The 19,759-nt window shown below is 70.2% G+C and carries 18 protein-coding genes; 12 read left to right on the top strand and 6 right to left on the bottom strand.

The features are described from left to right. Positions 1-9 precede the first annotated feature (9 nt). Complete coding sequence (locus tag E0493_RS06850; protein WP_160936178.1) at positions 10-324, bottom strand: hypothetical protein; 315 nt, start codon at positions 322-324, stop codon at positions 10-12. 178 nt (positions 325-502) lie between these two features. Here E0493_RS06850 and E0493_RS06845 point away from each other — a divergent pair, with 178 nt between their 5' ends. After that, positions 503-943, top strand: coding sequence for a MarR family winged helix-turn-helix transcriptional regulator (locus tag E0493_RS06845; RefSeq protein WP_160936177.1), 441 nt, complete (start codon positions 503-505; stop codon positions 941-943). Positions 944-967: 24 nt separating this feature from the next. Here E0493_RS06845 and E0493_RS06840 read toward each other — a convergent pair whose 3' ends face one another. Beyond that, positions 968-1,888: an NAD(P)H-dependent flavin oxidoreductase gene (locus E0493_RS06840; protein ID WP_160936176.1), complete on the bottom strand. Its 921-nt coding sequence runs from the start codon at positions 1,886-1,888 to the stop codon at positions 968-970. 420 nt (positions 1,889-2,308) lie between these two features. Here E0493_RS06840 and E0493_RS06835 point away from each other — a divergent pair, with 420 nt between their 5' ends. From E0493_RS06835 to E0493_RS06810, 6 genes are all read left to right on the top strand, one after another. Continuing rightward, positions 2,309-3,073, top strand: a complete 765-nt coding sequence (locus E0493_RS06835; protein WP_160936175.1) for a calcium-binding protein — start codon at positions 2,309-2,311, stop codon at positions 3,071-3,073. Between the two features lie 320 nt (positions 3,074-3,393). Beyond that, on the top strand, positions 3,394-5,187 hold the full coding sequence (locus E0493_RS06830; RefSeq protein ID WP_160936174.1) for a thiamine pyrophosphate-requiring protein: 1,794 nt from the start codon (positions 3,394-3,396) through the stop codon (positions 5,185-5,187). Positions 5,188-5,189: 2 nt separating this feature from the next. Then, the gene (locus E0493_RS06825) at positions 5,190-6,296 is read left to right on the top strand and encodes an enolase C-terminal domain-like protein (protein WP_160936173.1); all 1,107 of its coding nucleotides are present in this window, start codon (positions 5,190-5,192) and stop codon (positions 6,294-6,296) included. Between the two features lie 13 nt (positions 6,297-6,309). Then, positions 6,310-7,374: a hypothetical protein gene (locus E0493_RS06820; protein WP_235913622.1), complete on the top strand. Its 1,065-nt coding sequence runs from the start codon at positions 6,310-6,312 to the stop codon at positions 7,372-7,374. After that, positions 7,367-8,014 (top strand): gluconate 2-dehydrogenase subunit 3 family protein, encoded by a 648-nt coding sequence (locus E0493_RS06815; RefSeq protein ID WP_160936172.1) that lies wholly within the window; start codon positions 7,367-7,369, stop codon positions 8,012-8,014. Before E0493_RS06820 ends, E0493_RS06815 begins: the two co-directional genes overlap by 8 nt. Further along, positions 8,004-9,647: a GMC family oxidoreductase gene (locus E0493_RS06810; protein WP_160936171.1), complete on the top strand. Its 1,644-nt coding sequence runs from the start codon at positions 8,004-8,006 to the stop codon at positions 9,645-9,647. Before E0493_RS06815 ends, E0493_RS06810 begins: the two co-directional genes overlap by 11 nt. A gap of 235 nt (positions 9,648-9,882) precedes the next feature. On the opposite strand, the gene E0493_RS06805 is transcribed toward E0493_RS06810, so the two are convergent. Both E0493_RS06805 and E0493_RS06800 read right to left on the bottom strand, forming a co-directional pair. Beyond that, positions 9,883-10,929: an FUSC family protein gene (locus E0493_RS06805; protein WP_160936170.1), complete on the bottom strand. Its 1,047-nt coding sequence runs from the start codon at positions 10,927-10,929 to the stop codon at positions 9,883-9,885. 128 nt (positions 10,930-11,057) lie between these two features. Further along, positions 11,058-13,232, bottom strand: a complete 2,175-nt coding sequence (locus E0493_RS06800; RefSeq protein WP_160936169.1) for an alpha-ketoacid dehydrogenase subunit alpha/beta — start codon at positions 13,230-13,232, stop codon at positions 11,058-11,060. Positions 13,233-13,456: 224 nt separating this feature from the next. On the opposite strand from E0493_RS06800, the gene E0493_RS06795 reads away from it, so the two are divergent. From E0493_RS06795 to E0493_RS06785, 3 genes are read left to right on the top strand one after another with little or no spacing between them, the layout of a single operon-like run. Beyond that, positions 13,457-14,104, top strand: coding sequence for a GntR family transcriptional regulator (locus E0493_RS06795; RefSeq protein ID WP_160936168.1), 648 nt, complete (start codon positions 13,457-13,459; stop codon positions 14,102-14,104). A 20-nt stretch (positions 14,105-14,124) separates the two neighbouring features. Further along, entirely contained in the window at positions 14,125-14,865 is a 741-nt protein-coding gene (locus tag E0493_RS06790) for an SDR family NAD(P)-dependent oxidoreductase (protein WP_160936167.1), read from the top strand. 11 nt (positions 14,866-14,876) lie between these two features. Beyond that, the gene (locus E0493_RS06785) at positions 14,877-15,641 is read left to right on the top strand and encodes an SDR family NAD(P)-dependent oxidoreductase (RefSeq protein ID WP_202396958.1); all 765 of its coding nucleotides are present in this window, start codon (positions 14,877-14,879) and stop codon (positions 15,639-15,641) included. 113 nt (positions 15,642-15,754) lie between these two features. Here E0493_RS06785 and E0493_RS06780 read toward each other — a convergent pair whose 3' ends face one another. Next, the gene (locus E0493_RS06780; protein WP_160936165.1) at positions 15,755-16,549 is read right to left on the bottom strand and encodes a FadR/GntR family transcriptional regulator; all 795 of its coding nucleotides are present in this window, start codon (positions 16,547-16,549) and stop codon (positions 15,755-15,757) included. Further along, a complete protein-coding gene (locus tag E0493_RS06775) occupies positions 16,534-17,304 on the bottom strand; it encodes an SDR family oxidoreductase (RefSeq protein WP_160936164.1) in 771 nt (256 codons plus the stop codon). The genes E0493_RS06780 and E0493_RS06775 overlap by 16 nt, the downstream gene beginning before the upstream one ends. Positions 17,305-17,540: 236 nt before the next feature. On the opposite strand from E0493_RS06775, the gene E0493_RS06770 reads away from it, so the two are divergent. Together E0493_RS06770 and E0493_RS06765 are read left to right on the top strand one after the other, a co-directional pair. Continuing rightward, on the top strand, positions 17,541-18,773 hold the full coding sequence (locus tag E0493_RS06770; protein WP_235913621.1) for an ABC transporter substrate-binding protein: 1,233 nt from the start codon (positions 17,541-17,543) through the stop codon (positions 18,771-18,773). Between the two features lie 112 nt (positions 18,774-18,885). Beyond that, complete coding sequence (locus tag E0493_RS06765; RefSeq protein ID WP_160936162.1) at positions 18,886-19,758, top strand: branched-chain amino acid ABC transporter permease; 873 nt, start codon at positions 18,886-18,888, stop codon at positions 19,756-19,758. The last annotated feature ends 1 nt before the right edge of the window (position 19,759 follow it).

The raw sequence follows: 19,759 nt of genomic DNA, 5'->3' as shown, positions 1-19,759 counted from the left end.
GGCTGCCGCTCAGCGGGCGGCCCTCAGGCCGGCCGTGGCCGGGGCGGGCAGATAGGCCACGTCGCCCTCGGAACCGCCCTGGAAGACGGGAAGGCCGGCCGGGCGCTGCGCGAACCGCGCATCGTCATGGATGATCCGCAGGTTGCGGCTGTTGCCCTCGGTCCGGACGGTGCCGCCACCCAGGATGTTGCCGGTGTAGTCGTCGGCATAGGCGACGGCGAAGTTCTCGCCCTGACCGGTGACCGTCAGCGGGGCCGCCAGGGCGCTGGCGCCGGAAAGGCCCAGCAGGGCGGCGGTGGCCAGAAGGGTGCGGGAGCGGATCATGGGGAGGTCCTTTCAAAGGGTTCGGCGCCGCGTCGGCGCCGGTGCTGATCCCCATATAGCCCGCGATTAGATCGTGCGCGATCATATCTTCAACATACCCGCCATGCGAATTGAACGAGCACGTCCCGATCGCCCACGATACAATGCGGACGCCCCCACCCCGCCCACAGGAGTCCTTATGCGCGACGCGCGCCTCGACCTCGACGAGTTTCTCTGCTTCGCCATCCACTCGACGGCGCATGCCATCCAGCGCGCCAACAAGCCGCAACTGGAGGCACTGGGGCTCACCTACTCACAGTACCTCGTCATGGTCGTGCTCTGGATGCAGGATGACCAGACGGTGGGCAGCATTGGCGAGCGGCTGTTCCTGGAGAGCAGCACTCTCACCCCGTTGCTGAAGCGCCTGGAGACCGCGGGCTATGTCCGTCGGGTGCGCGACGCCACCGACGAGCGGCAGGTGCGCGTCCGCCTCACGGAGGCAGGGCGCGCCCTGCGGGAGAAGGCCCACCACACCCCCGGCTGGCTGGAGCAGGCTTTCGGCGGCAACACGGAGGAGGCCAAGGCTCTCCGCGAAAGTGTCATCCGTCTGCGCGAGCGGCTGCTGCAAAGCCAGCGCTGAGGCAGGCGCGTTTCCGCCCGGCGCTCAGGCAGGAGTGGCGGTGCGGTATTCGGTGGCCAGGCGGGCGCAAAGCTCGGCGGCGGTCGGAACGTCGCTGATGCCGCCCACCCCGTGCCCGGCCGACCAGATGTTCTTCCAGGGGCGGCTCTCGTGATCCGAGACGTTCATTGCCGCGGCCTCGTCCAGCGCATCCGGGTCGAGCCCGGCGGCGGCGATGCTGGCGCGCAGGAAGTTTCCCTTCACCCCGCTGATCGCGGAGGTATAGACCACGTCCCTCGCGCGGGCCTCCAGGATCATGCGGCGGTATTCGGGAGGCGCCATGCTCTCGCGGGTGGCGACGAAGCGCGTGCCGATATAGGCGAGGTCCGCTCCCATCAGCCGTGCCGCCGCCACCTGCCGCCCGGTGTTGATCGAGCCTCCCAGCAGCAATGCGCCATCGAAGGCCTCCCGCAACTCGGTCAGGAAGGCAAAGGGGTTCAGCGTGCCGGCATGGCCGCCCGCGCCGTTGCAGACCGCGATCAGCCCGTCCACCCCGGCCTCGATGGCCTTGGCCGCGTGGCGCATGTTGATGACGTCGTGAAAGACCAGCCCGCCATAGCCGTGCACGGCCTGCACCACCTCCTTCACGGCGCCCAGCGAGGTGATCACCAGCGGCACGCGCTGCGCCACGGTGGCGGCGAGATCCGGCTCCAGCCGCCTGTTGCTGCGGTGAACGATCAGGTTGACGCCGAAGGGCGCGGCGCCGGGGCGCTCCGCCAGCCGCGCGGCAATCTCCTCCAGCCAGCCCGCATAACCCGCGCTCTCCCGCTGGTTCAGGCTTGGGAAGGTGCCCACCACCCCGGCGCGGCAGGTCTCGACCACCAGGTCGGGGCCGGAGACCAGGAACATCGGCGCCGCGACGGCGGGCAGGGCAAGTCGGCCCTGCAACAGGGCGGGCATTGGCATGGTGTCGCCTCCTTCATCGTTCCCGGCCCGCCAGAAGACCGCATACCGCTCCGGCACGCCAGAGCGGACCGCTCATTCCGCCGGCGGGGAGGCAACCGGACGGCCGCCTCTTGCCGGAACGGCCGGCATGGCTCGCGCGGCCAGGAGGAGGCGGTGGCGGGTGCGGCGGTCCCGCTCGCAGGCACCGGCGCTTCATTCCTTTCTCCGCCCCCCAGAGGTCTCCGCCCCCCAGAGGTCGAACAGCGCCGCCTTTCCGCCCGGTAGGCGCGATGCCGGCTCATCCGCACATCCGGCGACATCGCTCCGGGGGAGTAATGCGTCGTGGCGCTTGTGGTGGGGCGAGTCAGAAGCCGAAATAGCGAGCTGAAGTCGCGAAGCTTGAGTTCGCGCCTCGTCAGAGACCCCAAGGGAGGCGGCAGGATGCCCGTCGTTTTCGGCACGCAGGGAAGGGATGAGATTTCGCCCTTCCGGATTTCAGCCGGCGTGAGCGGCAGCCCTTCCAACACGGCGCCCAATTTCATCCAGGGCGGCGGTGGAGACGACACGATCGCTGGAGGCGATGCCGAGGACGTCATCTTCGGCGGCGATGGCGACGACACCCTGTCGGGCAGCAGCACAAGCGTGAGCTTCAGCTCCAACTACCTGTTCGGCGGCAACGGCAACGACCTTCTGTTCGGCTCGACCGGCGACGACTTCCTTGACGGCGGCAGGGGCAACGACGTTCTGCTCGGCGGCGACCTCGAATACGACCATGGAAGGGATTTCCTGAACGGCGGGGCCGGCGACGACGTGCTGGACGGGCGCAAAGGCAGCGACATCCTTCTCGGCGGCCAGGGAAATGACGTCTTCCAGTTCTCCATCGGCATCACCGGCCCGGCCCCGGCACCCACCACCGGCCGCGGAGCAGGCAGCCGGGACGTGATCCTCGACTTCCGGCAAGGCGAGGACGTGATCGACCTTGTAAGCTACCAGACCTTCTACAACGGCTCGGGCCATCCGATCTTCCTTGGCACCCAGCCATTCGAGGAGGGCAGAGACCTGCAGGTCCGCTACGACATCATCGGCGGCCACACCATCGTTCAGTTCCGCAGCGCCGTGAACGATACCTGGTTTATCCCGATTGATGGCGAGATCGATTTGCTCGGCGTGACTCACCTCACCGCGCGCGACTTCCACCTGTCCTGATCGGCGGCAGGGACCCCGCGGACGAGGCGCACGGTCGCGCGCGGTTCCTGCTTCCCGGCGGTGGCGATGCGTCGCCGCAGCTCTGGAGCTGCTTTCGCCAGCCGCCCATGATGCCGGCCCTCGCGCGGAAGAAGGATGGAGGAAGCCGCCCTCGCAAGCTTCGGCTTCGCAAAGGCAAGCTGCCAAAGTCGTGCCGCCGCTCCGCGATTCCGGCCTGAAAAAGCCGCAATCTGCCGAAACAGCTTCGCATCCCTCGCGTTCGGTCCGACAGAAGCGGAGCGAATCCGGCCGCCGCCAGCGGCTGAGCAGGAGGACGAGGGATGGCCGAAACCGTCAGCGATTTTTTCTGGCAGCGGCTCCATGACTGGGGCGTGCGCCGCGTTTTCGGGTATCCGGGCGACGGCATCAACGGCCTGATCGGCGCACTGGACCGGGCGCAGGACAAGATCGACTTCGTGCAGGCACGCCATGAGGAAATGGCCGCCTTCATGGCGGGCGCGCATGCCAAGTTCACAGGCGAGGTGGGCGTCTGCATCGCCACCTCGGGGCCGGGTGCCATCCACCTGCTGAACGGCCTCTACGACGCGCGGCTGGACCACATGCCGGTGCTCGCCATTGTCGGGCAGCAGGCGCGGGCTGCGCTTGGCGGCCACTACCAGCAGGAAGTGGACCTGCAGACCCTGTTCAAGGACGTCGCCGGCGCCTTCGTGCAGCAGGCTTCCGTTCCGGGCCAGGTGCGCCACCTGATCGACCGCGCCATGCGCATCGCCAAGGCGGAACGCAAGGTCACCTGCATCATCATGCCGAACGACCTGCAGGAACTGCCGGCGGTCGAGAAGCCGCCGCACAAGCATGGCACGATCCATTCGGGAATCGGCTATTCGCGCCCTGTCGTCATTCCCACGCAGCAGCAGTTGCAGCAGGCGGCCGAGGTCCTGAACGCGGGCAAGAAGGTCGCCATGCTGGTGGGTGCCGGCGCCTTGCAGGCCACCGACGAGGTGATCGCGGTGGCGGAGCGGCTCGGCGCCGGTGTTGCCAAGGCGCTGCTCGGCAAGGCCGCGGTGCCCGACGACCTTTCCTTCGTCACCGGCTCCATCGGCCTGCTCGGCACCAAGCCGAGCTGGGACATGATGATGGAGTGCGACACGCTGCTGATGGTGGGCAGCGGCTTCCCCTATTCCGAGTTCCTGCCCAAGGAGGGCCAGGCGCGCGGCGTGCAGATCGACCTCTCGCCCGCCATGCTGAGCCTGCGCTATCCCATGGAGGTGAGCCTGGAGGGCGACAGCCGCGCCACGCTGGAAGCGTTGCTGCCGCTGCTCAAACCCAAGTCCGACCGTTCCTGGCGCGAGCGAATCGAGAAGAACATCGCGGACTGGTGGAAGACGCTGGAAGGGCGCGCCATGCACGCGGCCGACCCGGTGAACCCGCAGCGCATCTTCTGGGAGCTTTCGCCGCGCCTGCCGGAGCGCTGCATCATCGCCGGCGACAGCGGCTCGCACACCAACTGGTATGCGCGCGACGTGAAGTTGCGGCGCGGCATGATGGCCTCGCTTTCCGGCGGCCTGGCCACCATGGGCTCCGGCATGCCCTACGCGATCGGCGCCAAGTTCGCCCATCCCGACCGGCCGGTGCTGGCGATCTGCGGTGACGGCGCGATGCAGATGAACGGCATGGCCGAGTTGATCACGGTCTCGAAGTACTGGCAGAAATGGCGCGACCCGCGGCTTGTGGTGCTGGTGCTCAACAACCGCGACCTGAACCAGGTGACCTGGGAGCAGCGCGTGATGGCCGGCGACCCCAAGTTCCTGGGCTCGCAGAGCCTGCCCGACGTGCCTTACCATCGCTTCGCCGAACTGGTGGGCCTGCGCGGCATCTATGTGGACGATCCCGAGCGCCTCGCCAGCGCCTGGGACGAGGCCTTCGCCTCCGATCGCCCCGTCGTGGTCGAGGTCAAGGCGGACCCGAACGTGCCGCCGCTGCCGCCACACATCACGCTGGCGCAGATGAAGAGCTTCGCCTCCAGCCTGCTCAGCCCGGACCCGGAGGAAGGCAGCGTGCTGGTCAACACCGCCCGCGAGGTGTTGAGCGGCGTCCTGCCGGGCCGGAGCCACTGACCATGGCCGGCACGGGAAACGCCGCGTCGGTGCAGGCGGTCCGTGCGCAGGCCTTCGTGATCCCGACCGATGCTCCTGAGGCGGACGGGACCATGCACTGGACCTCCACCACGCTGATCGTGGTGGAGGTGGATGGCGGCGGCCAGACCGGGCTCGGCTACACCTACACCGATGCCTCGGCCGTGCCGCTGATCCGGGGCATGCTGGCCGAGGCGGTGGGGGGCCAGGATGCGCTGGACGTGCCGGCGCTCTGGCGGGAGATGCAGCGCCGCGTGCGCAACATCGGCCGCCAGGGCCTCGCCGCCACCGCCATATCGGCGGTGGATGCCGCGCTTTGGGACTTGAAGGCCAAGCTGCTCGGCCTGCCGCTGGCTCTGCTGCTCGGCCGCGCGCGGGAATCCGTGCCGGTCTATGGCAGCGGCGGCTTCACCACCTATTCCGACACCCAGCTGCGCGACCAGCTTGCCGGCTGGGTGGAGCGCGATGGCTGCCGGTGGGTGAAGATGAAGATCAGCACCCATCCCGGGCAGGACCCGCACCGCGTCGCCGTCGCGCGGAAGGCGGTCGGCGACCGCGGCCTCTTCGTGGACAGCAACGGCGCGCTCAACACCAAGCAGGCACTAGCCACCGCCGGCTGGCTGGCACGCGATTTCGGCGTGATGTGGTACGAGGAGCCGGTCTCCTCCGACGATCTCGAAGGGCTGCAGCTGCTGCGCCAGCACGCCCCCGCCACGCTGGAGATCGCGGCCGGCGAGTACGGCTACGAGATCGACTATTTCCGCCGGATGCTCAATGCCGGCGCGGTGGACGTGCAGCAGGCCGACGCCTCGCGCTGCGGCGGCATCACCGGCTTCCTGCGCGCCGCCGTGCTGTGCGACGCGCACCACGTGGACATCTCCGGCCACTGCGCGCCGACGCTGCACCTGCATGCCGCCTGCGCCGCGCCGCGCTTCCGCCACCTCGAATGGTTCCACGACCATGTCCGCATCGAGCAGATGCTGTTCGACGGCGCGCCCGTCGCGCGCGAGGGCATGATCCGCCCCGACCTGTCCCGGCCCGGCCTGGGCATCGCCTTCAGGCGGCAGGACGCGGAGCGCTACGCCGCCTGAGGAGACGCACAGGATGAAGACGAAGCAAGCGGGGTTGGGGCTGCTCGGCTCCCTCGCCCTGGGAGCCATCGGCATCGCGCTGTTCGGGCGCGAGCGGGAGGCCTTCCCGCCGCGGCGGCAACTGCCGGACAGGCTGGCCCTGCCGCTCCCGGACCAGCGAGGGGCGGAACGGCTGCGCGGCCTGCGCCGCGGCGACACGCCTCGCAGCCCCTTCCAGCGCTGGCTCGGACTGCCTTCCTCCCCTGCCGTCAGCCGTGCGGCGCGGGTGCGGGCGGCGCGCCGGCTGAACCGCTCGGCCGGGTTGCTGGCCACTTCGGTGCTGCTGGACAGCGCCCTGGAGCACTACCGTGGCTCCTTCCGCAACCCCGCGATGTACACGCCGCTCGGCGTCTCGGCGCTCAGCCTCGCCGCGAGCCTGCACGGCACCGGCGATCCCCGTTCGGGCCGGCACCCGTTCCGCAGCGCCCTCTACGCCGCCGCCGCCGTCACCGGAATCGTCGGCACCGGCTTCCACATCTACAACATCACACGCCGCCCTGGCGGGTTCGTGTGGCAGAACCTGTTCTATGGCGCGCCGCTCGGCGCTCCGATGGCGATCTCGCTCGCCGGGCTGATGGGCAGTGCGGCCGAGCATGTCCGCGACGACCGGCCCGGCACCGCGCCGCGCGTCTTTGGCCTGCCTGCCGGGCGCATGCTGGCGGCGATGGCGGGAGGCGGCATCCTCGGCACGGTGGGCGAGGCCGGGCTGCTGCATTTCCGCGGCGCCTTCCACAACCCCGCCATGTTCCTGCCGGTCACCATGCCGCCGGTCGCCGCCGCGCTGCTGCTCAACACGGCCGCCGCCCCGGCCCGGCGCGACCGCTGGCTGACCCGCTGGTGGCTGCGCCTGACCGCCCTGCTCGGCTTCGCCGGCGTCGGCTTCCATGCCTATGGCGTGCAGCGGAACATGGGCGGCTGGCGCAACTGGAGCCAGAACGTGCTGAACGGGCCGCCGCTGCCGGCGCCTCCCTCCTTCACCGGCCTGGCGCTCGCCGGCCTCGCTGCCCTCGACCTGCTGGAGGATGAGCCCGATGCCTGACCCCGGCCGCTATCCCGGCTATGACGTCCTGCGCAAGCGCCACACGCCCTCCTGGAACGACAAGACGCGCCAGGTCGTGGATGCGCGCCTGGCCGTCCCGCGCGAGCCGCGCTTCTTCACCGGGCAAGAGATGGCCATGGTGACCGCCATCGCCGACCGGCTGGTGCCGCAGCCCCGCAGCCGCCCGCCTGTTCCCGTGGCAGCCTTGATCGACGACAAGCTGCACAAGGGCCATGAGGATGGCTTCCGCGGCGACGGCATGCCGCGCGAACGGGAGGCCTGGCGCCGGGGCCTGGCCGCGCTTGATGCCGAGGCGCGGGCGCGCCATGGCGCCGGTTTCGCCGGCCTGCCCGGTCCGCAGCAGGATGCGCTGCTGAAGCGGATGGAACAGGGTGGGCTGAGCGGGCCCGCCTGGGGCGGCATGCCCAGCAAGACCTTCTTCAAGCAGCGCATGGCGAAGGACATTGTCTTCGCCTACTACGCGCACCCGACGGCCTGGAGCGAGATCGGCTTCGGCGGCCCGGCCAGCCCGCGCGGCTATGTGCGCCTCGGCTACGACGAACGCGACCCCTGGGAGGCGGCGGAAGCCAGGGATGGCGACGCCGGCGACGCGCAGCGGAAGAACCGCAATGTCGGATGATCCGCGCCACGCCCCGCGTGCCGGGCACGGCCGCGCGCCGGACGTGTTCCGCCCCGGCGCCTGGGTGCCAATGCGGGAGTATGGCGAGGACGAGGCGGTGGACTTCGTCATTGTCGGCACCGGTGCCGGGGGCGGCACCCTTGCCTGCAAGCTGGCCGAGCACGGCTTCTCCGTTGTCGCCATGGATGCCGGCCCCTATTTCCGCCCGCTGGAAGACTTCGCCTCGGACGAGGCGGAGCAGAGCAAGCTCTACTGGACCGACGACCGCATCAGCACCGGCGAGAACCCGATCCAGCTCGGCAGCAACAACAGCGGCAAGGCGGTGGGCGGCAGCACCGTGCACTTCGCCATGGTTTCGCTGCGCTTCCGGCCGGAATGGTTCAAGTCCCGCACGCTGCTGGGCTACGGCTTCGACTGGCCGCTCGACTGGCAGGAGATGTGGCACTACTACCACGAGGTGGAGGAGGCGCTGAAGATCGCCGGCCCCATCACCTATCCCTGGGGCCCGCCGAGGCCGCGCTATCCCTACCGCGCGCACCCGCTGAACGCCGCCGCCATGGCGCTCGCCAAGGGCTGCGAGGCCATGGGCGTCGCCTGGACCGAAACGCCCATCGCCACCCTCTCCGCCCCGCGCGGGCTGGCGCATCCCTGCGTTTACCGGGGCTTCTGCGTCACCGGCTGTTCCACCAACGCCAAGCAGAGCGCGCTGGTCACCTGGATCCCGCGCGCCATCGCCGCGGGCGCCGAGATCCGCGACCTCGCCATGGTGGGGCGGGTGGAAACCGGGCCTGACGGCCTGGCCACCGGCGTGCACTATCACCGGGAGGGGCGCTGGCGCTTCCAGAAGGCGCGCAACGTGGTTGTCGCCGGCTATTCGATCGAGACGCCCCGCCTGCTGCTGAACTCCGCCACCGCGCGCTACCCGCAGGGCCTCGCCAACAGCTCCGGGCTGGTCGGCAAGTACCTGATGGTGCAGGCCAACCAGGCGGTCTGGGGCAAGATGGAAGCGGAGGTGCGCTCCTACAAGGCGCCGCCCTCCCTCGCCATCACCGAGCACTGGAACTATGACGACAACAAGGATTTCTTCGGCGGCTACTGCTACATGAGCCAGGGCCCGCTGCCGCAGCTCTGGGCCAACACGCAGATCAACGCTCACGGCCTCTGGGGCGAGCCGCTGATGCAGGAGATGCAGGACTACAACCATCAGGTCGGCCTCAAGATCGTGGGGGAGATGCTGCCGCAGGAGCGCAACGGCGTGACGCTCGCGGAGGACAAGGACCAGTATGGCCTGCCCGTCCCGCGCGTCAGCTATTCCTGGTGCGACAACGACAAGGCGCTGATCGCCCACTCGCTCGGCTTCATGGAGAAGGCGCTCGGCGCCATCGACGCCACGGACATCTGGCGCCAGGAGGATGACACTTGCCATCTGAACGGCGGCGCGCGGATGGGCGGTGATCCGCGCACCAGCGTCGTGGATGCCGATTGCCGGAGCTGGGACATCCGCAACCTCTGGATCTGCGACGGCTCGGTCTTTCCGACCGTCGGCGGGGTGAACCCGTCGTTGACGATCCAGGCGATCGCCTGCCGCACGGGTGACCGCATCAAGCAGATGGCGACGCGGGGCGAGCTGTAGGCCGGGAGGCGGTGAGCCGCCTTGCGGGCCTCGACCCGCCGCTTGAGCACGCCCGCACCGGAATGCGGGAAGAAGCTGCGGGGAAAGGCGGGGGGTTGCGGGAGAACTCATCCTTCCCCTTGCGTCCTTCGCCTGCGGGCGGGCCGGATTCCTGGCCCCGCCGCTCCCGTGGCCGGCGAGCGCCGCATCGCGACCCCATGCGCGAGGAAAGATCCCTGGCACGGCGGCGGACGCGTCAGGCGCGCTCCGGCAGCAGCGCCAGCAGCTCATCGACGCCGTGGCTGACCTGCTCCCAGGCAAAGGAAAGCCCAAAGGTGCGCTCCGCCTCCGGCCGCGTCAGGCCGCCCTCCGCGTGCAGCCGGTCCATCGCGTCGGTGATGGCGTGGATGCAGGCATGGAACTGCTCCGACGACGGCGGCGGCTGCATCCGCGCCAGCGCCTTTCCGGTCTCGCGCAGGAAGCACTCCGCTTCCCGCGCCGCGTCGTGGACGGGTTCGGCCAGAAAGGCGCCGGCCCGCTCCGACAAGGGCTGGCCGCTCAGGCGGTCCACCATGGCCAGCGTGTACCACAGCCGCTCCACCTGGCGGAGAATCTCGGCGGGACGATGCGGCGGCGAGCCGCGGCGCAGCCATGGATGGCTCTGCCGCGCCATCTTCCCCGCCTGCGCCAGCGCATCGGAGATGCGGGCATGAGCGGCGCTCAGGTCCGGCGCATCCCGAGTCAGCATCTTCGTCATGCAGGCCGAAAGCAGCGCCCCGCAGTCCGCAACGGCATGGCCCAGCTGCCGCTGGGCGGCCAGATGCGCCCGTTGGGGCAGCACCAGCAGGCTCGACAGGGCGCCTGCCCCGGAGCCAAGCGCGATGGCGATCACCTTGAGGAGGGCGTCCTCCACCACCTCGATGCCGGGCGCGAGGACCAGAATGGCGACCGGAACCAGGCCGTAGCTGAACCTGGGCCAAATGCCGGCAACAATCCCCATGACGCTGATGCCTGCCACCAGCGAAGCCACCGTCCGCCATTCGCCGAGCCCGATCGCGAAGATGCAGGCCAGGGCCAGCGACGCGCCGAGACACGCCCCGAGGACACGGTCCGCGGCCGCGGTCACGGTTCCGCCGATGCTGCCCTGGATGACGAAGAGCGCGGAGAACACGGCCCAGGACGCGTCCGGCAGGCCCAGCGCTTTGGCAAGCCCGTAGGAGACCAGGACGGCGGCCACGGTCTGGAGGGTGAAGCGCGAAGCCGCCCAAAGGTCGGAGCGGGTCGGCTTGCGGAGTACGTCCAAGCTGAACGGCGCCATGGAGTGCCCAACCGCGCCGGCGGCCACACGTTGCGCGTGGCCGTGACGGGCGGGCGCGGCATGCGGCTTGAGCAAGGAAGAAGGGGCATGGGGGACGCATCTCCCCGCCGCCTTCAGGCCGCGTGCAGCAGCAGCCGGCCGAGCGCCTCGGCGACCTCCTCGGTGCCGGCGAAGGCGGCGCGCTCCAGCACCTTGGAGATGCTGGGCGAGGCCTCGCCGCCGGCGACGCGCTGCACCGGCTGGTCGAGCCAGTCGAAGAGGCGGCGCTGGATCTCGTCGGCCAGCCAGGTGCCGTAGGCGGTGCCCTGGGCGCCCTGCTCGACGATCAGCACGTTGTTGGTCTTGCGCACGCTGGCGGCGATGGTCTCCCAGTCCAGGCTGGCGCGGTCGAGCCAGCGCAGGTCAATGACGTCCACGTCGGCGCCACGCTGCTCCGCCGCCTCCAGCGCACGATGCACCATCGAGAGATAGGTGATGACCGTGGCGCGCCTGCCCTCACGCCGCAACGCCGCGCGGCCGGGCGGAATGATGTAGTCGAGGTCCTCCGCCGGCGCCGGCATGCTGCGCTGGTAAAGGTCCACATGCTCGATCACCAGCACCGGATCGTTGCAGGCCAGCGCGGCGTTCATCAGCCCGACATAGTCGACCGGGTTGGAGGGCGCCACGATGCGCCAGCCCGGCGCGGTGGCGAAGATGCCGGCCGGGTCCATGGAATGCTGCGAGCCGTAGCCGGTGCCCATCGCCACCTTGGTGCGCAGCACGAAGGGCATGTCGATGTCGCCGCCGAACATGTGGCGCGCCTTGCCGATCTGGTTGAAGACCTGATCGGCGGCGACCCACATGAAGTCCGGATACATGAACTCGACGACGGGGCGGAAGCGCCCGTCCATGGCGATGCCGCCGCCGAGGCCGCAGAAACCCGCCTCACTGATCGGCGTGCCCAGCACGCGGCCGGGGAAGCGGTCGGCGAGGCCGCGCGTGGCGCCGTTGGTGCCGCCCTTCAGGCGGTGGATGTCCTCGCCCATCAGCACGATGCGCGGGTCCCGCTCCATGCGGCGGCCCATCACATCGGCGACCACGTCAACGAACTTCTGCTCCGTGGTCCCGCCCCGCGGCCCGTCGCCTTCCAGCACCCGCAGGCCGGACAGCTCGGAAAGGTCGCCGCGGATGCCGACGTCGCGAAAGCCCGGCGAGGGCCAGAGCGAAGGCCGCACGGCGCGGCGGTTGCCCTGCCGCTCCGTCATCTCGCCGGCGATGGCGGCCATCGTTTCCACCGCGCGCCGGCGGAGCGCGGCGACCTCCTCGGCACCGATCAGGCCGCGCCGCTGCATCTCGGCGGCCACGCGGTCGAGCGGGTCGCGCGCGCGCCAGGCCGTTTCCTCCTGCTTGCTGCGATAGCCGAAGGCGCTGCCGGGCAGCGGGCCGTTCTGGTGGAAATAGCGGTACAGCTCGGCCTCGATGATGGCCGGCCCCTCCCCCGCCCGGGCGCGCGCCAGCGCCTGCCGCATGGCCAGGGAGACCGCCACCGGGTCCATGCCGTCCACCCGCCAGGCCGGGATGCCGAAGCCGAGGCCGCGCGCGGAGAGGCGCGGCTCCGCCGTCACTTCCTCCACGGCCGTGGCGACGGCGTAGCGGTTGTTCTCGATGAAGAAGACCAGCGGCAGCTTCCAGGCGGCGGCGAGGTTCATCGTCTCCAGCACAGGGCCGATATTGGTGGCGCCATCGCCGAAGAAGCTGACGGCCACATCGCCGGTGCCGGCGCGCTTGTGCGCCCAGGCGGCGCCGGCCGCCAGCGGCACGCCGCCGCCGACGATGGCATTGGTGCCGAGCACGCCGGCCTCGCGCCAGCGCAGGTGCATGGAGCCGCCCCGCCCGCGGCAGAAGCCCGGTGTCAGCCCCATGATCTCCGCCAGGGCACCATGCAGCGTGCGGTGGATGCCGCCGTCGAAAGCGGCGCCGGGCGCGAGCTTCTGCGCCTCCGCAACATGCAGCAACGCCTTGGCCAGGAAGTGGTGGTGGCCGCGATGCGAGCCGTTCACCTGATCGCTGCCGCGCAGGGGGAGGATGGCGCCCATCGCGCCGCCCTCCTGGCCGATCGAGGAATGCGCGGGTCCATGCACCAGCCCCTCGCCTGCCAGTTGCAGCACCTCCTCCTCGAAGGCGCGGATCAGGTGCAGACCGGTCAGCAGCCGGTCGAGCTCCCCTGCGGGCACGGTGTCCCAGTCCGCTTCCGTGGCCCGCAGCTCAACCCAGGGCTGGGCGGGCGAGAGGCTTCGCAGCTCAGGCATGATGGCCTCCGCACCGGGCGCGGGATGGCTGGCGGGGCGCGGCTGGATGCATGACGGATCTCTCCCTGGCCCGCGCATACCGGGGCGAGCCTTCTCGTGACCGGCATTCTGGCGAGGATCGTATCCAATCGCAAGCAAAGGAGGGTATCCTAGCGCATGCACTATGGAGCTGCCGGGCGGATTCCGGCTGAATTGTATCCAATCAAGTGGCGAGAGGATGAACCATGGATGGCGGGGATTCGCTGAGCAGCGGGCGGGTCGCCGAGGCGCTCCGCCGGGCAATCCTGACGGGCGACCTCGCCCCCGGCAGCCGCATCCGGCAGGAGGAGGTGGCGACGCGCTTCGCCACCAGCCGCATCCCCGTGCGCGAGGCGCTGCGGCAGCTTGAGGCCGAGGGGCTGGTGACGCTGGTGCCGCACAGCGGCGCATGGGTGGCGCGGCTGGACCGCGCCGAATGCGTCGAGATCTACCGCATCCGTGAGCGGCTTGAGCCGATGGCGCTGGGCGAGAGCGTCGGCGCCCTCACGCAGGAAGACATTGCCGAACTGGCCGGGCTCGCGGAGGCCATCGAGCAGACGCCCGAGGTGGATGACTTCCTGCGGCTGGATCGGGAATTTCATCTCCGCAGCTACCGCCGCGCCAACATGCCGCGGCTGATGGCGATGATCGAGCGCTTCTGGAACACCATGCAGCAGTATCGCCGCGCCTATACCGTGCTGATCGGCACCGAGGGGCGCTGGGCCGTGCATCACGAGCACCGCCTGCTGATGGAGGCGATCCAACGCCGCGACCGGCACGGCGCGGAGGAGCTGTTGCGTCTGCATATCCGCCGCACCCGCCGCGAGCTGGCGACGCGGACCGACATCTTCTGAACAAGGACGGAGGAAACATCATGCTCACCACCGACTTCACCGGCCGCTGCCTCTTGCTGACCGGCGCTGGCGGCGGCATCGCGCGCGAAGCCGCCAAGCTGTTCCATGCCGCCGGCGCCGCGCTGGTGCTCGCCGACCTGCAGGAGGCGCCCATGGAAACGCTGGCGAAGGAGCTCGGCGGCGACCGCATCGCCACCCTGCGCTACGACGCCACGAAGCCCGCGGATGCCGCCGCCGCCGTGGCCCTGGCGAAAGAGCGCTTCGGCGGGGTGGACTTCCTGGTGCCCGCCGCCGGCATCTATCCCGGCACCCGCTTCGAGCTGATGGATGAGGCCGCCTGGCGGCAGGTGATGGCGGTGAACCTGGATGGCGTCTTTCATCTCTGCCGCGCCGTGCTGCCGGCGCTGCGCGAAAGGGCCGCCATCGTGCTGCTCGCCTCGCTGGCGGCGCATCGCGGCAGCCACAGCCACGCGCACTACTCCGCCAGCAAGAGCGCGCTGCTCGGCCTGACGCGCAGCCTGGCGCTGGAGCTCGCGCCGCGCACGCGGGTGAACGCCGTCTCTCCCGGCATCATCGACACGCCCATGATCAACGAGCTGATGGCGGCGCGCGGCGAGGCCATCCTGGCGCAGACGCCGTTGGCGCGGCTCGGCCAGCCGGAAGAGGTCGCCTCCGTCATCGCCTTCCTGTGCTCGGGCGCCGCCAGCTTCGTCACCGGCGAGGTAATGCAGGTGAACGGCGGCCTCTACATGGCCGGCTGAGGGAGATGGAGATGGCTGTTCTCAAGGACCGCACGGCGGTTGTCACCGGCGGGGGTGCGGGTATCGGCCGCGCCAGTTGCCTCGCATTGGGCCGCGCTGGCGCGCATGTCGCGGTGTGGGACATCGATGCCGCCGCGGCGGAGGAAACCGCCGCGCTGCTGCGTGCCGAGGGCGCGCAGGCGACGACGGTCATCGCCTCGGTGGCCGATCCCGGCGCGGTGCGCGGCGCCTTCGCCACGCTGGACGCACGGCTCGGGCGGCTGGACATCCTCATCAACAACGCCGGCATCAGCGCCAACCGCCCCACCCTGGAGGTCACGGACGAGGAATGGCGCCGCGGCATGAGCATCAACCTGGACGGCGTGTTCTGGTGCGCGCGCGAGGCCGGCCGGCGGATGCAGGCGCAGGGCAGCGGCTGCATCGTCAACATGGCGTCGATGTACGGCGTCGTCGCCGCGCCGAACCGGATCGCCTACACCGCCTCCAAGGCCGCCGTGGTGATGATGACGAAGTCGCTCGCCGTGGAGTGGGCCGGCTTCGGCATCCGCGTCAACGCGGTGGCGCCGGGCTATATCCGCACGGCGCTTTTGGAGGAGCTGGCGGCCATCGGCAAGGTGGACCTGGCCGCGCTGACGCGCCGCACGCCGCAGGGCCGGCTCGGCACGGCCGAGGAGATCGCCGACGCGGTGCTCTATCTCTGCGAGCCGCGCAGCGCCTTCATCACCGGGCATGTGCTGGGCGTGGATGGCGGCTGGACCGCCTACGGATACGTCTGAATAAGTCGGGGGAAAGAATTCCCCCGAACCCCCATCTTTCTTTTGTCGGTCCGGCGCCGTGCGCCAGGCCAGCACGGGCAATTCAAAGAAAAAAGAAGCGGGTCTGGGGGAATTCATTCCCCCGGCCTTTCCTCGCTGCCGGAAAGATAGATGGCCAGCCGTTCCGCCGCCTGCACCAGATGGTTCTCCGCCGCCTTGCGCGCGGCGACCGCATCGCCCGCCGCAACCGCCTCGAAGATCGCCTCATGCTCGCGCTGCACCACCTGCGTCAGCCCGTGCCGGCGCGCGGTGTTGGCGCGGGCGGCGCGGATGAAGGCGCGCACACGGCGGTCGAGGAACTCCGAAAGGTCGCGGAAGAAGGGATTGCCGCTGGCCTCGACAATGGCGCGGTGGAAGGCCACGTCCTCGTCCACGCCCGGCTCGCCGCGGTCGATGGCGGCCTGCATCGCCTGCAGGCTGCGCCTGATGGCGGCCAGCTCGGCAGCGCTGCGGCGGGTGGCGGCATGGCCGGTGGCGGCCGCCTCCACCGCCATCAGCAGCTCGACGATGTTGCGGATCTCCTCCGCATTGCCGAAGTCGGTGACGTCGAGGCGGAAGCTGGCGACCTCCCGCCGCTCGGCGACGAAGGCGCCGGCGCCCTGGCGGGTGGTGACCAGGCCATCGTGCTTCAGGCGCCCGATGGCTTCACGCACGATCGGCCGGCTGACGCCGTAGCTGGCCGCCATGCTCTGCTCGGTGGGCAGCTTGTCGCCGATGGCGAAGCGTCCGGAGAGGATCTCCTCGCGCAGGCGCTGCGCCAGGGTGGCGGCGAGCGAGGGGGCGCGGTCGAGCAGGCCGGGGGCGTCCCCCTCCCGCGCGCCCCGCTGCCGCGCCGCGGCGCCGCGGGCGTTGCTCAGGTCAGCAGCCATCCGCCCGCCACGTCGCAGACCTGGCCGGTGACGAAGGCGCCGGCCGGGGAGGTGAGGAAGAGGCAGGCCGCCGCCACATCCTCCGGGGTGCCGAGCCGGCGCAGCGGCGTGGCGAGGCGCGCCGCCTCATTGGCCTCCGGCGCCGAGCCGCGCATCAGCGGCGTGTCGATCCGGCCGGGCGCGATGGCGTTGACGGAGATGCCGTAGGGCCCCTGCTCGCCCGCCAGGTGCTTGGTCATGCCGATCAGCGCCGCCTTGGTGGCGGCGTAGTGCACGGCCACGATGTCGCAGTAGGTGCGCCCCGCCACCGAGGCCATGTTGACGATCTGCCCGCGTCCCAGCGTCTGCATGCCCGGCAACACGGCGCGGGTGCAGAGGAAGGCGCCGGTCAGGTTGACGTCCAGCACGCGTTGCCACTCGCCGAGGCTCACGGCGCGGGCCTCGGCCCGGCGGCCATCGGCGCCGCTCTTGGGCGAGATGCCGGCATTGTTCACCAGCACGTCCACCGGGCCGAAGGCGGCGGCGACGGCGGCGAAGGCGGCGCCAACCGCCGCCTCGTCGGCAACGTCCACAGCGCGCGCCATGGCCGTCAGGCCGCGTTCCTGCGCGGCGGCGGCGGCGGCCTCGGCGAGGGCGGCCTCGGTGTCGAGATAGGCGGTGGCCGCACCCGCCGCGGCCAGCGCATCGGCGATGGCGCGGCCGATCCCGCGCCCGGCGCCGGTGACGACGGCCACCCGTCCGGCATGGCTGCTCATCGGCATCCCTCCTGGAGAAGGGCGAGGCGTTTGTGGCGGTGGCTTGCAGGCATCGGGCGTCTTCCTCATGGCGCGGCGCGGCGTGACGGCGCCTTGCCGGATTCCTAGCGAGGATGGACTTGTCAGGCAACTTGGTTGCCTGCATTCTTGCCGCAATGACGCCGCTTCATCCGGAGCGGACGTCGCATGTCCACGAAAGCAAGCAACGCCCCGCCAATGGGGCGCGAGGAGGAATGATGACGGGCATCACCCGGCGTGGCGCGCTGGCCAGCGGCATCGCCCTGGCGGCAACCCCCTTTGGCATCTCCCGCAGCCTGGCGCAGTCCGGCCCGATCAAGGTCGGCGCGCTCTACCCCTTCTCCGGCGGCCTCGCGCTGCTGGGCGACGAGAGCTTCCGCGGCCTCGAGATCGCCATCGAGGAGCGCAACGCCGCCGGCGGCGTGAAGGGCCGCAAGCTGCAGATCGTGCGCGGCGACGCGGTGGACCCCAACCAGGCTGTCGGCGAGGCGCGGCGCCTCACCTCGGTCGAGCGCGTCACCTGCGTCTTCGGCACCTATTCCTCCTCGCTCTGCCTCGCCGCCTCGCAGGTGACGGAGCTGGCGCAGATCCCCTATTTCGAGTTGGGCGCGATCTCCGACCCGATCACCGAGCGCGGCTTCAAGTACATCTTCCGCACCAACCCGACGGCGGCGAGCTTCGCCGCCGCCATGGTGGACGCGGTGCACGACGCCATCGCCCCCGCCTTCAACGCCGATCCCAAGAGCCTGAAGCTCGGCATCATCCACGAGGATTCGCTCTACGGGCAGACCGTCGCCGGCTACCAGAAGAAGCGCATCCAGGAGATCGGGCTGAACCTGGTCGAGACGCTGCCCTATTCCGCGAAATCGGTGGACCTGACGCCGGTTGTGCTCCGCCTGAAGTCGGCGGGGGTGGACGTCGTGCTTCAGACCTCCTACCAGAACGACACGGTGCTGTTCTTCCGGCAGATGCGCGAGCAGGGCTACAAGCCCAAGGCGGCGATCGGCGCCGGCGGCGGCTACTCGCTGCGCGACACCATGCAGGCGATCGGCGCCGAGACCATGGAGGGCGCGCTCGACGTCGACTTCACGCAGTACCAGACCAACCCGGAAGCGGCGCCGGGCATGCCGGACTTCCTGAAGAAATACCAGGCAAAGTACGGCACCGCGCCGCGCTCGGGCCATAGCCTGGCGAACTACATGGGCGGCCTCGTCTTCCTCGACGCCATGGAGGCGGCGAAGGACCTCAGCGCCGCCGCCATCCGCACCGCCGTCCTGGCGGTGGACAAGCCGGCCGGCAGCACCGCCACCGGCTGGGGCGCCAAGTTCAATGAGGCCGGCCAGAACCAGCGGGCCGATCCCTTCCTGATGCAGTGGCAGGGCGGCGAGCTGGTCACCGTCTTCCCGAAGAAGGCGGCGGTGAAGGAGCTGAAGGCGGTGCTCGGCACCTGAGCCCGATGCGCGGGCGCCCACGCTGCAGATCGGGCACGGGCGCCCGCCCCGGCCGGCCGCGCCACCCCTCCACCCCACCCCGGCCCTCCGACCGCCTGAAGGACTTCCGCGCATGGACATTCTCGTCCAGCTCATCATCAACGGCATCCTGCTGGGCAGCATGTACGCCATCATCAGCGTCGGCCTGACGCTGATCTTCGGCATCGTCCGCGTCGTCAATTTCGCGCATGGCGAACTGCTGATGGTGGGCATGTATGCCACCTACCTGCTCGGCGCGCATCTCGGCCTGCATCCCTATGTCGCCGCGGTCCCGGTGGTGGTGCTGCTCTTCGTCATCGGCGCGCTGATCCAGCGCTTCGTCATCCAGCCGCTGCTGGGCGCCGAGGAGCACATCCAGATCTTCGCCACCGTCGGCCTCTCCATCGCGCTGATCAACCTGGCGCTGCTGGTCTTCGGCGCCGATCTCTATTCGCTGCAGGTGCCCTCGGTGCATCACTCGCTGCGCTTCAGCGGCTACTCGCTGCTGGTCGGGCAGGCGGTGATGCTGGTCTGCGCCGTCGCCTTAGTGGGCGGGTTGCACCTCTTCATGCAGACCACGCCGCTCGGCCGCGCCGTGCGCGCCACCGCGCAGAACCGCAACGCCGCGCTGCTGATGGGCGTGCCGGTGGAACGGATCTACGTCTTCGCCTTCGGGCTCGGCGCCGCCTGCGTCGGCCTCGCCAGCGCGCTGATCATGCCGCTGATCCCGGTGACGCCGAGCATCGGCAGCTACTTCGTGCTCACCGCCTTCGTGGTCGTGGTGCTGGGCGGCATGCGCAGCCTCTACGGCGCCTTTCTCGGCGCCATGATCATCGGCCTGGTGGACAGCCTTTCCGGCTACTACATCGCGCCCGACCTGAAGGAGGTGGTCTATTTCGCCATCTTCATCGCCATCCTGATCTTCAAGCCGACCGGCCTGTTCGGCCTCGGCCGTGGCACGGAGTGAG

The sequence above is a fragment of the Teichococcus coralli genome (genome assembly GCF_009829925.1).
GTDB classification, from domain to species: domain Bacteria; phylum Pseudomonadota; class Alphaproteobacteria; order Acetobacterales; family Acetobacteraceae; genus Pseudoroseomonas; species Pseudoroseomonas coralli.
The sequence above is the reverse complement of the archived record's forward strand: the minus strand, read 5'-3'. Positions and strand labels throughout refer to the sequence as shown.

What these genes read in the sequence shown, in the direction of transcription:
- E0493_RS06845 (WP_160936177.1), top strand. Translation starts at nt 503, where the DNA reads ATGCGCGACGCGCGCCTCGACCTCGACGAGTTTCTCTGCTTCGCCATC.
- E0493_RS06815 (WP_160936172.1), top strand. Translation starts at nt 7,367, where the DNA reads ATGCCTGACCCCGGCCGCTATCCCGGCTATGACGTCCTGCGCAAGCGC.
- E0493_RS06850 (WP_160936178.1), bottom strand. Translation starts at nt 324, where the DNA reads ATGATCCGCTCCCGCACCCTTCTGGCCACCGCCGCCCTGCTGGGCCTT.
- E0493_RS06775 (WP_160936164.1), bottom strand. Translation starts at nt 17,304, where the DNA reads ATGAGCAGCCATGCCGGACGGGTGGCCGTCGTCACCGGCGCCGGGCGC.
- E0493_RS06785 (WP_202396958.1), top strand. Translation starts at nt 14,877, where the DNA reads ATGGCTGTTCTCAAGGACCGCACGGCGGTTGTCACCGGCGGGGGTGCG.
- E0493_RS06765 (WP_160936162.1), top strand. Translation starts at nt 18,886, where the DNA reads ATGGACATTCTCGTCCAGCTCATCATCAACGGCATCCTGCTGGGCAGC.
- E0493_RS06795 (WP_160936168.1), top strand. Translation starts at nt 13,457, where the DNA reads ATGGATGGCGGGGATTCGCTGAGCAGCGGGCGGGTCGCCGAGGCGCTC.
- E0493_RS06820 (WP_235913622.1), top strand. Translation starts at nt 6,310, where the DNA reads ATGAAGACGAAGCAAGCGGGGTTGGGGCTGCTCGGCTCCCTCGCCCTG.
- E0493_RS06830 (WP_160936174.1), top strand. Translation starts at nt 3,394, where the DNA reads ATGGCCGAAACCGTCAGCGATTTTTTCTGGCAGCGGCTCCATGACTGG.
- E0493_RS06825 (WP_160936173.1), top strand. Translation starts at nt 5,190, where the DNA reads ATGGCCGGCACGGGAAACGCCGCGTCGGTGCAGGCGGTCCGTGCGCAG.
- E0493_RS06790 (WP_160936167.1), top strand. Translation starts at nt 14,125, where the DNA reads ATGCTCACCACCGACTTCACCGGCCGCTGCCTCTTGCTGACCGGCGCT.
- E0493_RS06800 (WP_160936169.1), bottom strand. Translation starts at nt 13,232, where the DNA reads ATGCCTGAGCTGCGAAGCCTCTCGCCCGCCCAGCCCTGGGTTGAGCTG.
- E0493_RS06840 (WP_160936176.1), bottom strand. Translation starts at nt 1,888, where the DNA reads ATGCCAATGCCCGCCCTGTTGCAGGGCCGACTTGCCCTGCCCGCCGTC.
- E0493_RS06780 (WP_160936165.1), bottom strand. Translation starts at nt 16,549, where the DNA reads ATGGCTGCTGACCTGAGCAACGCCCGCGGCGCCGCGGCGCGGCAGCGG.
- E0493_RS06810 (WP_160936171.1), top strand. Translation starts at nt 8,004, where the DNA reads ATGTCGGATGATCCGCGCCACGCCCCGCGTGCCGGGCACGGCCGCGCG.
- E0493_RS06770 (WP_235913621.1), top strand. Translation starts at nt 17,541, where the DNA reads ATGACGGGCATCACCCGGCGTGGCGCGCTGGCCAGCGGCATCGCCCTG.
- E0493_RS06835 (WP_160936175.1), top strand. Translation starts at nt 2,309, where the DNA reads ATGCCCGTCGTTTTCGGCACGCAGGGAAGGGATGAGATTTCGCCCTTC.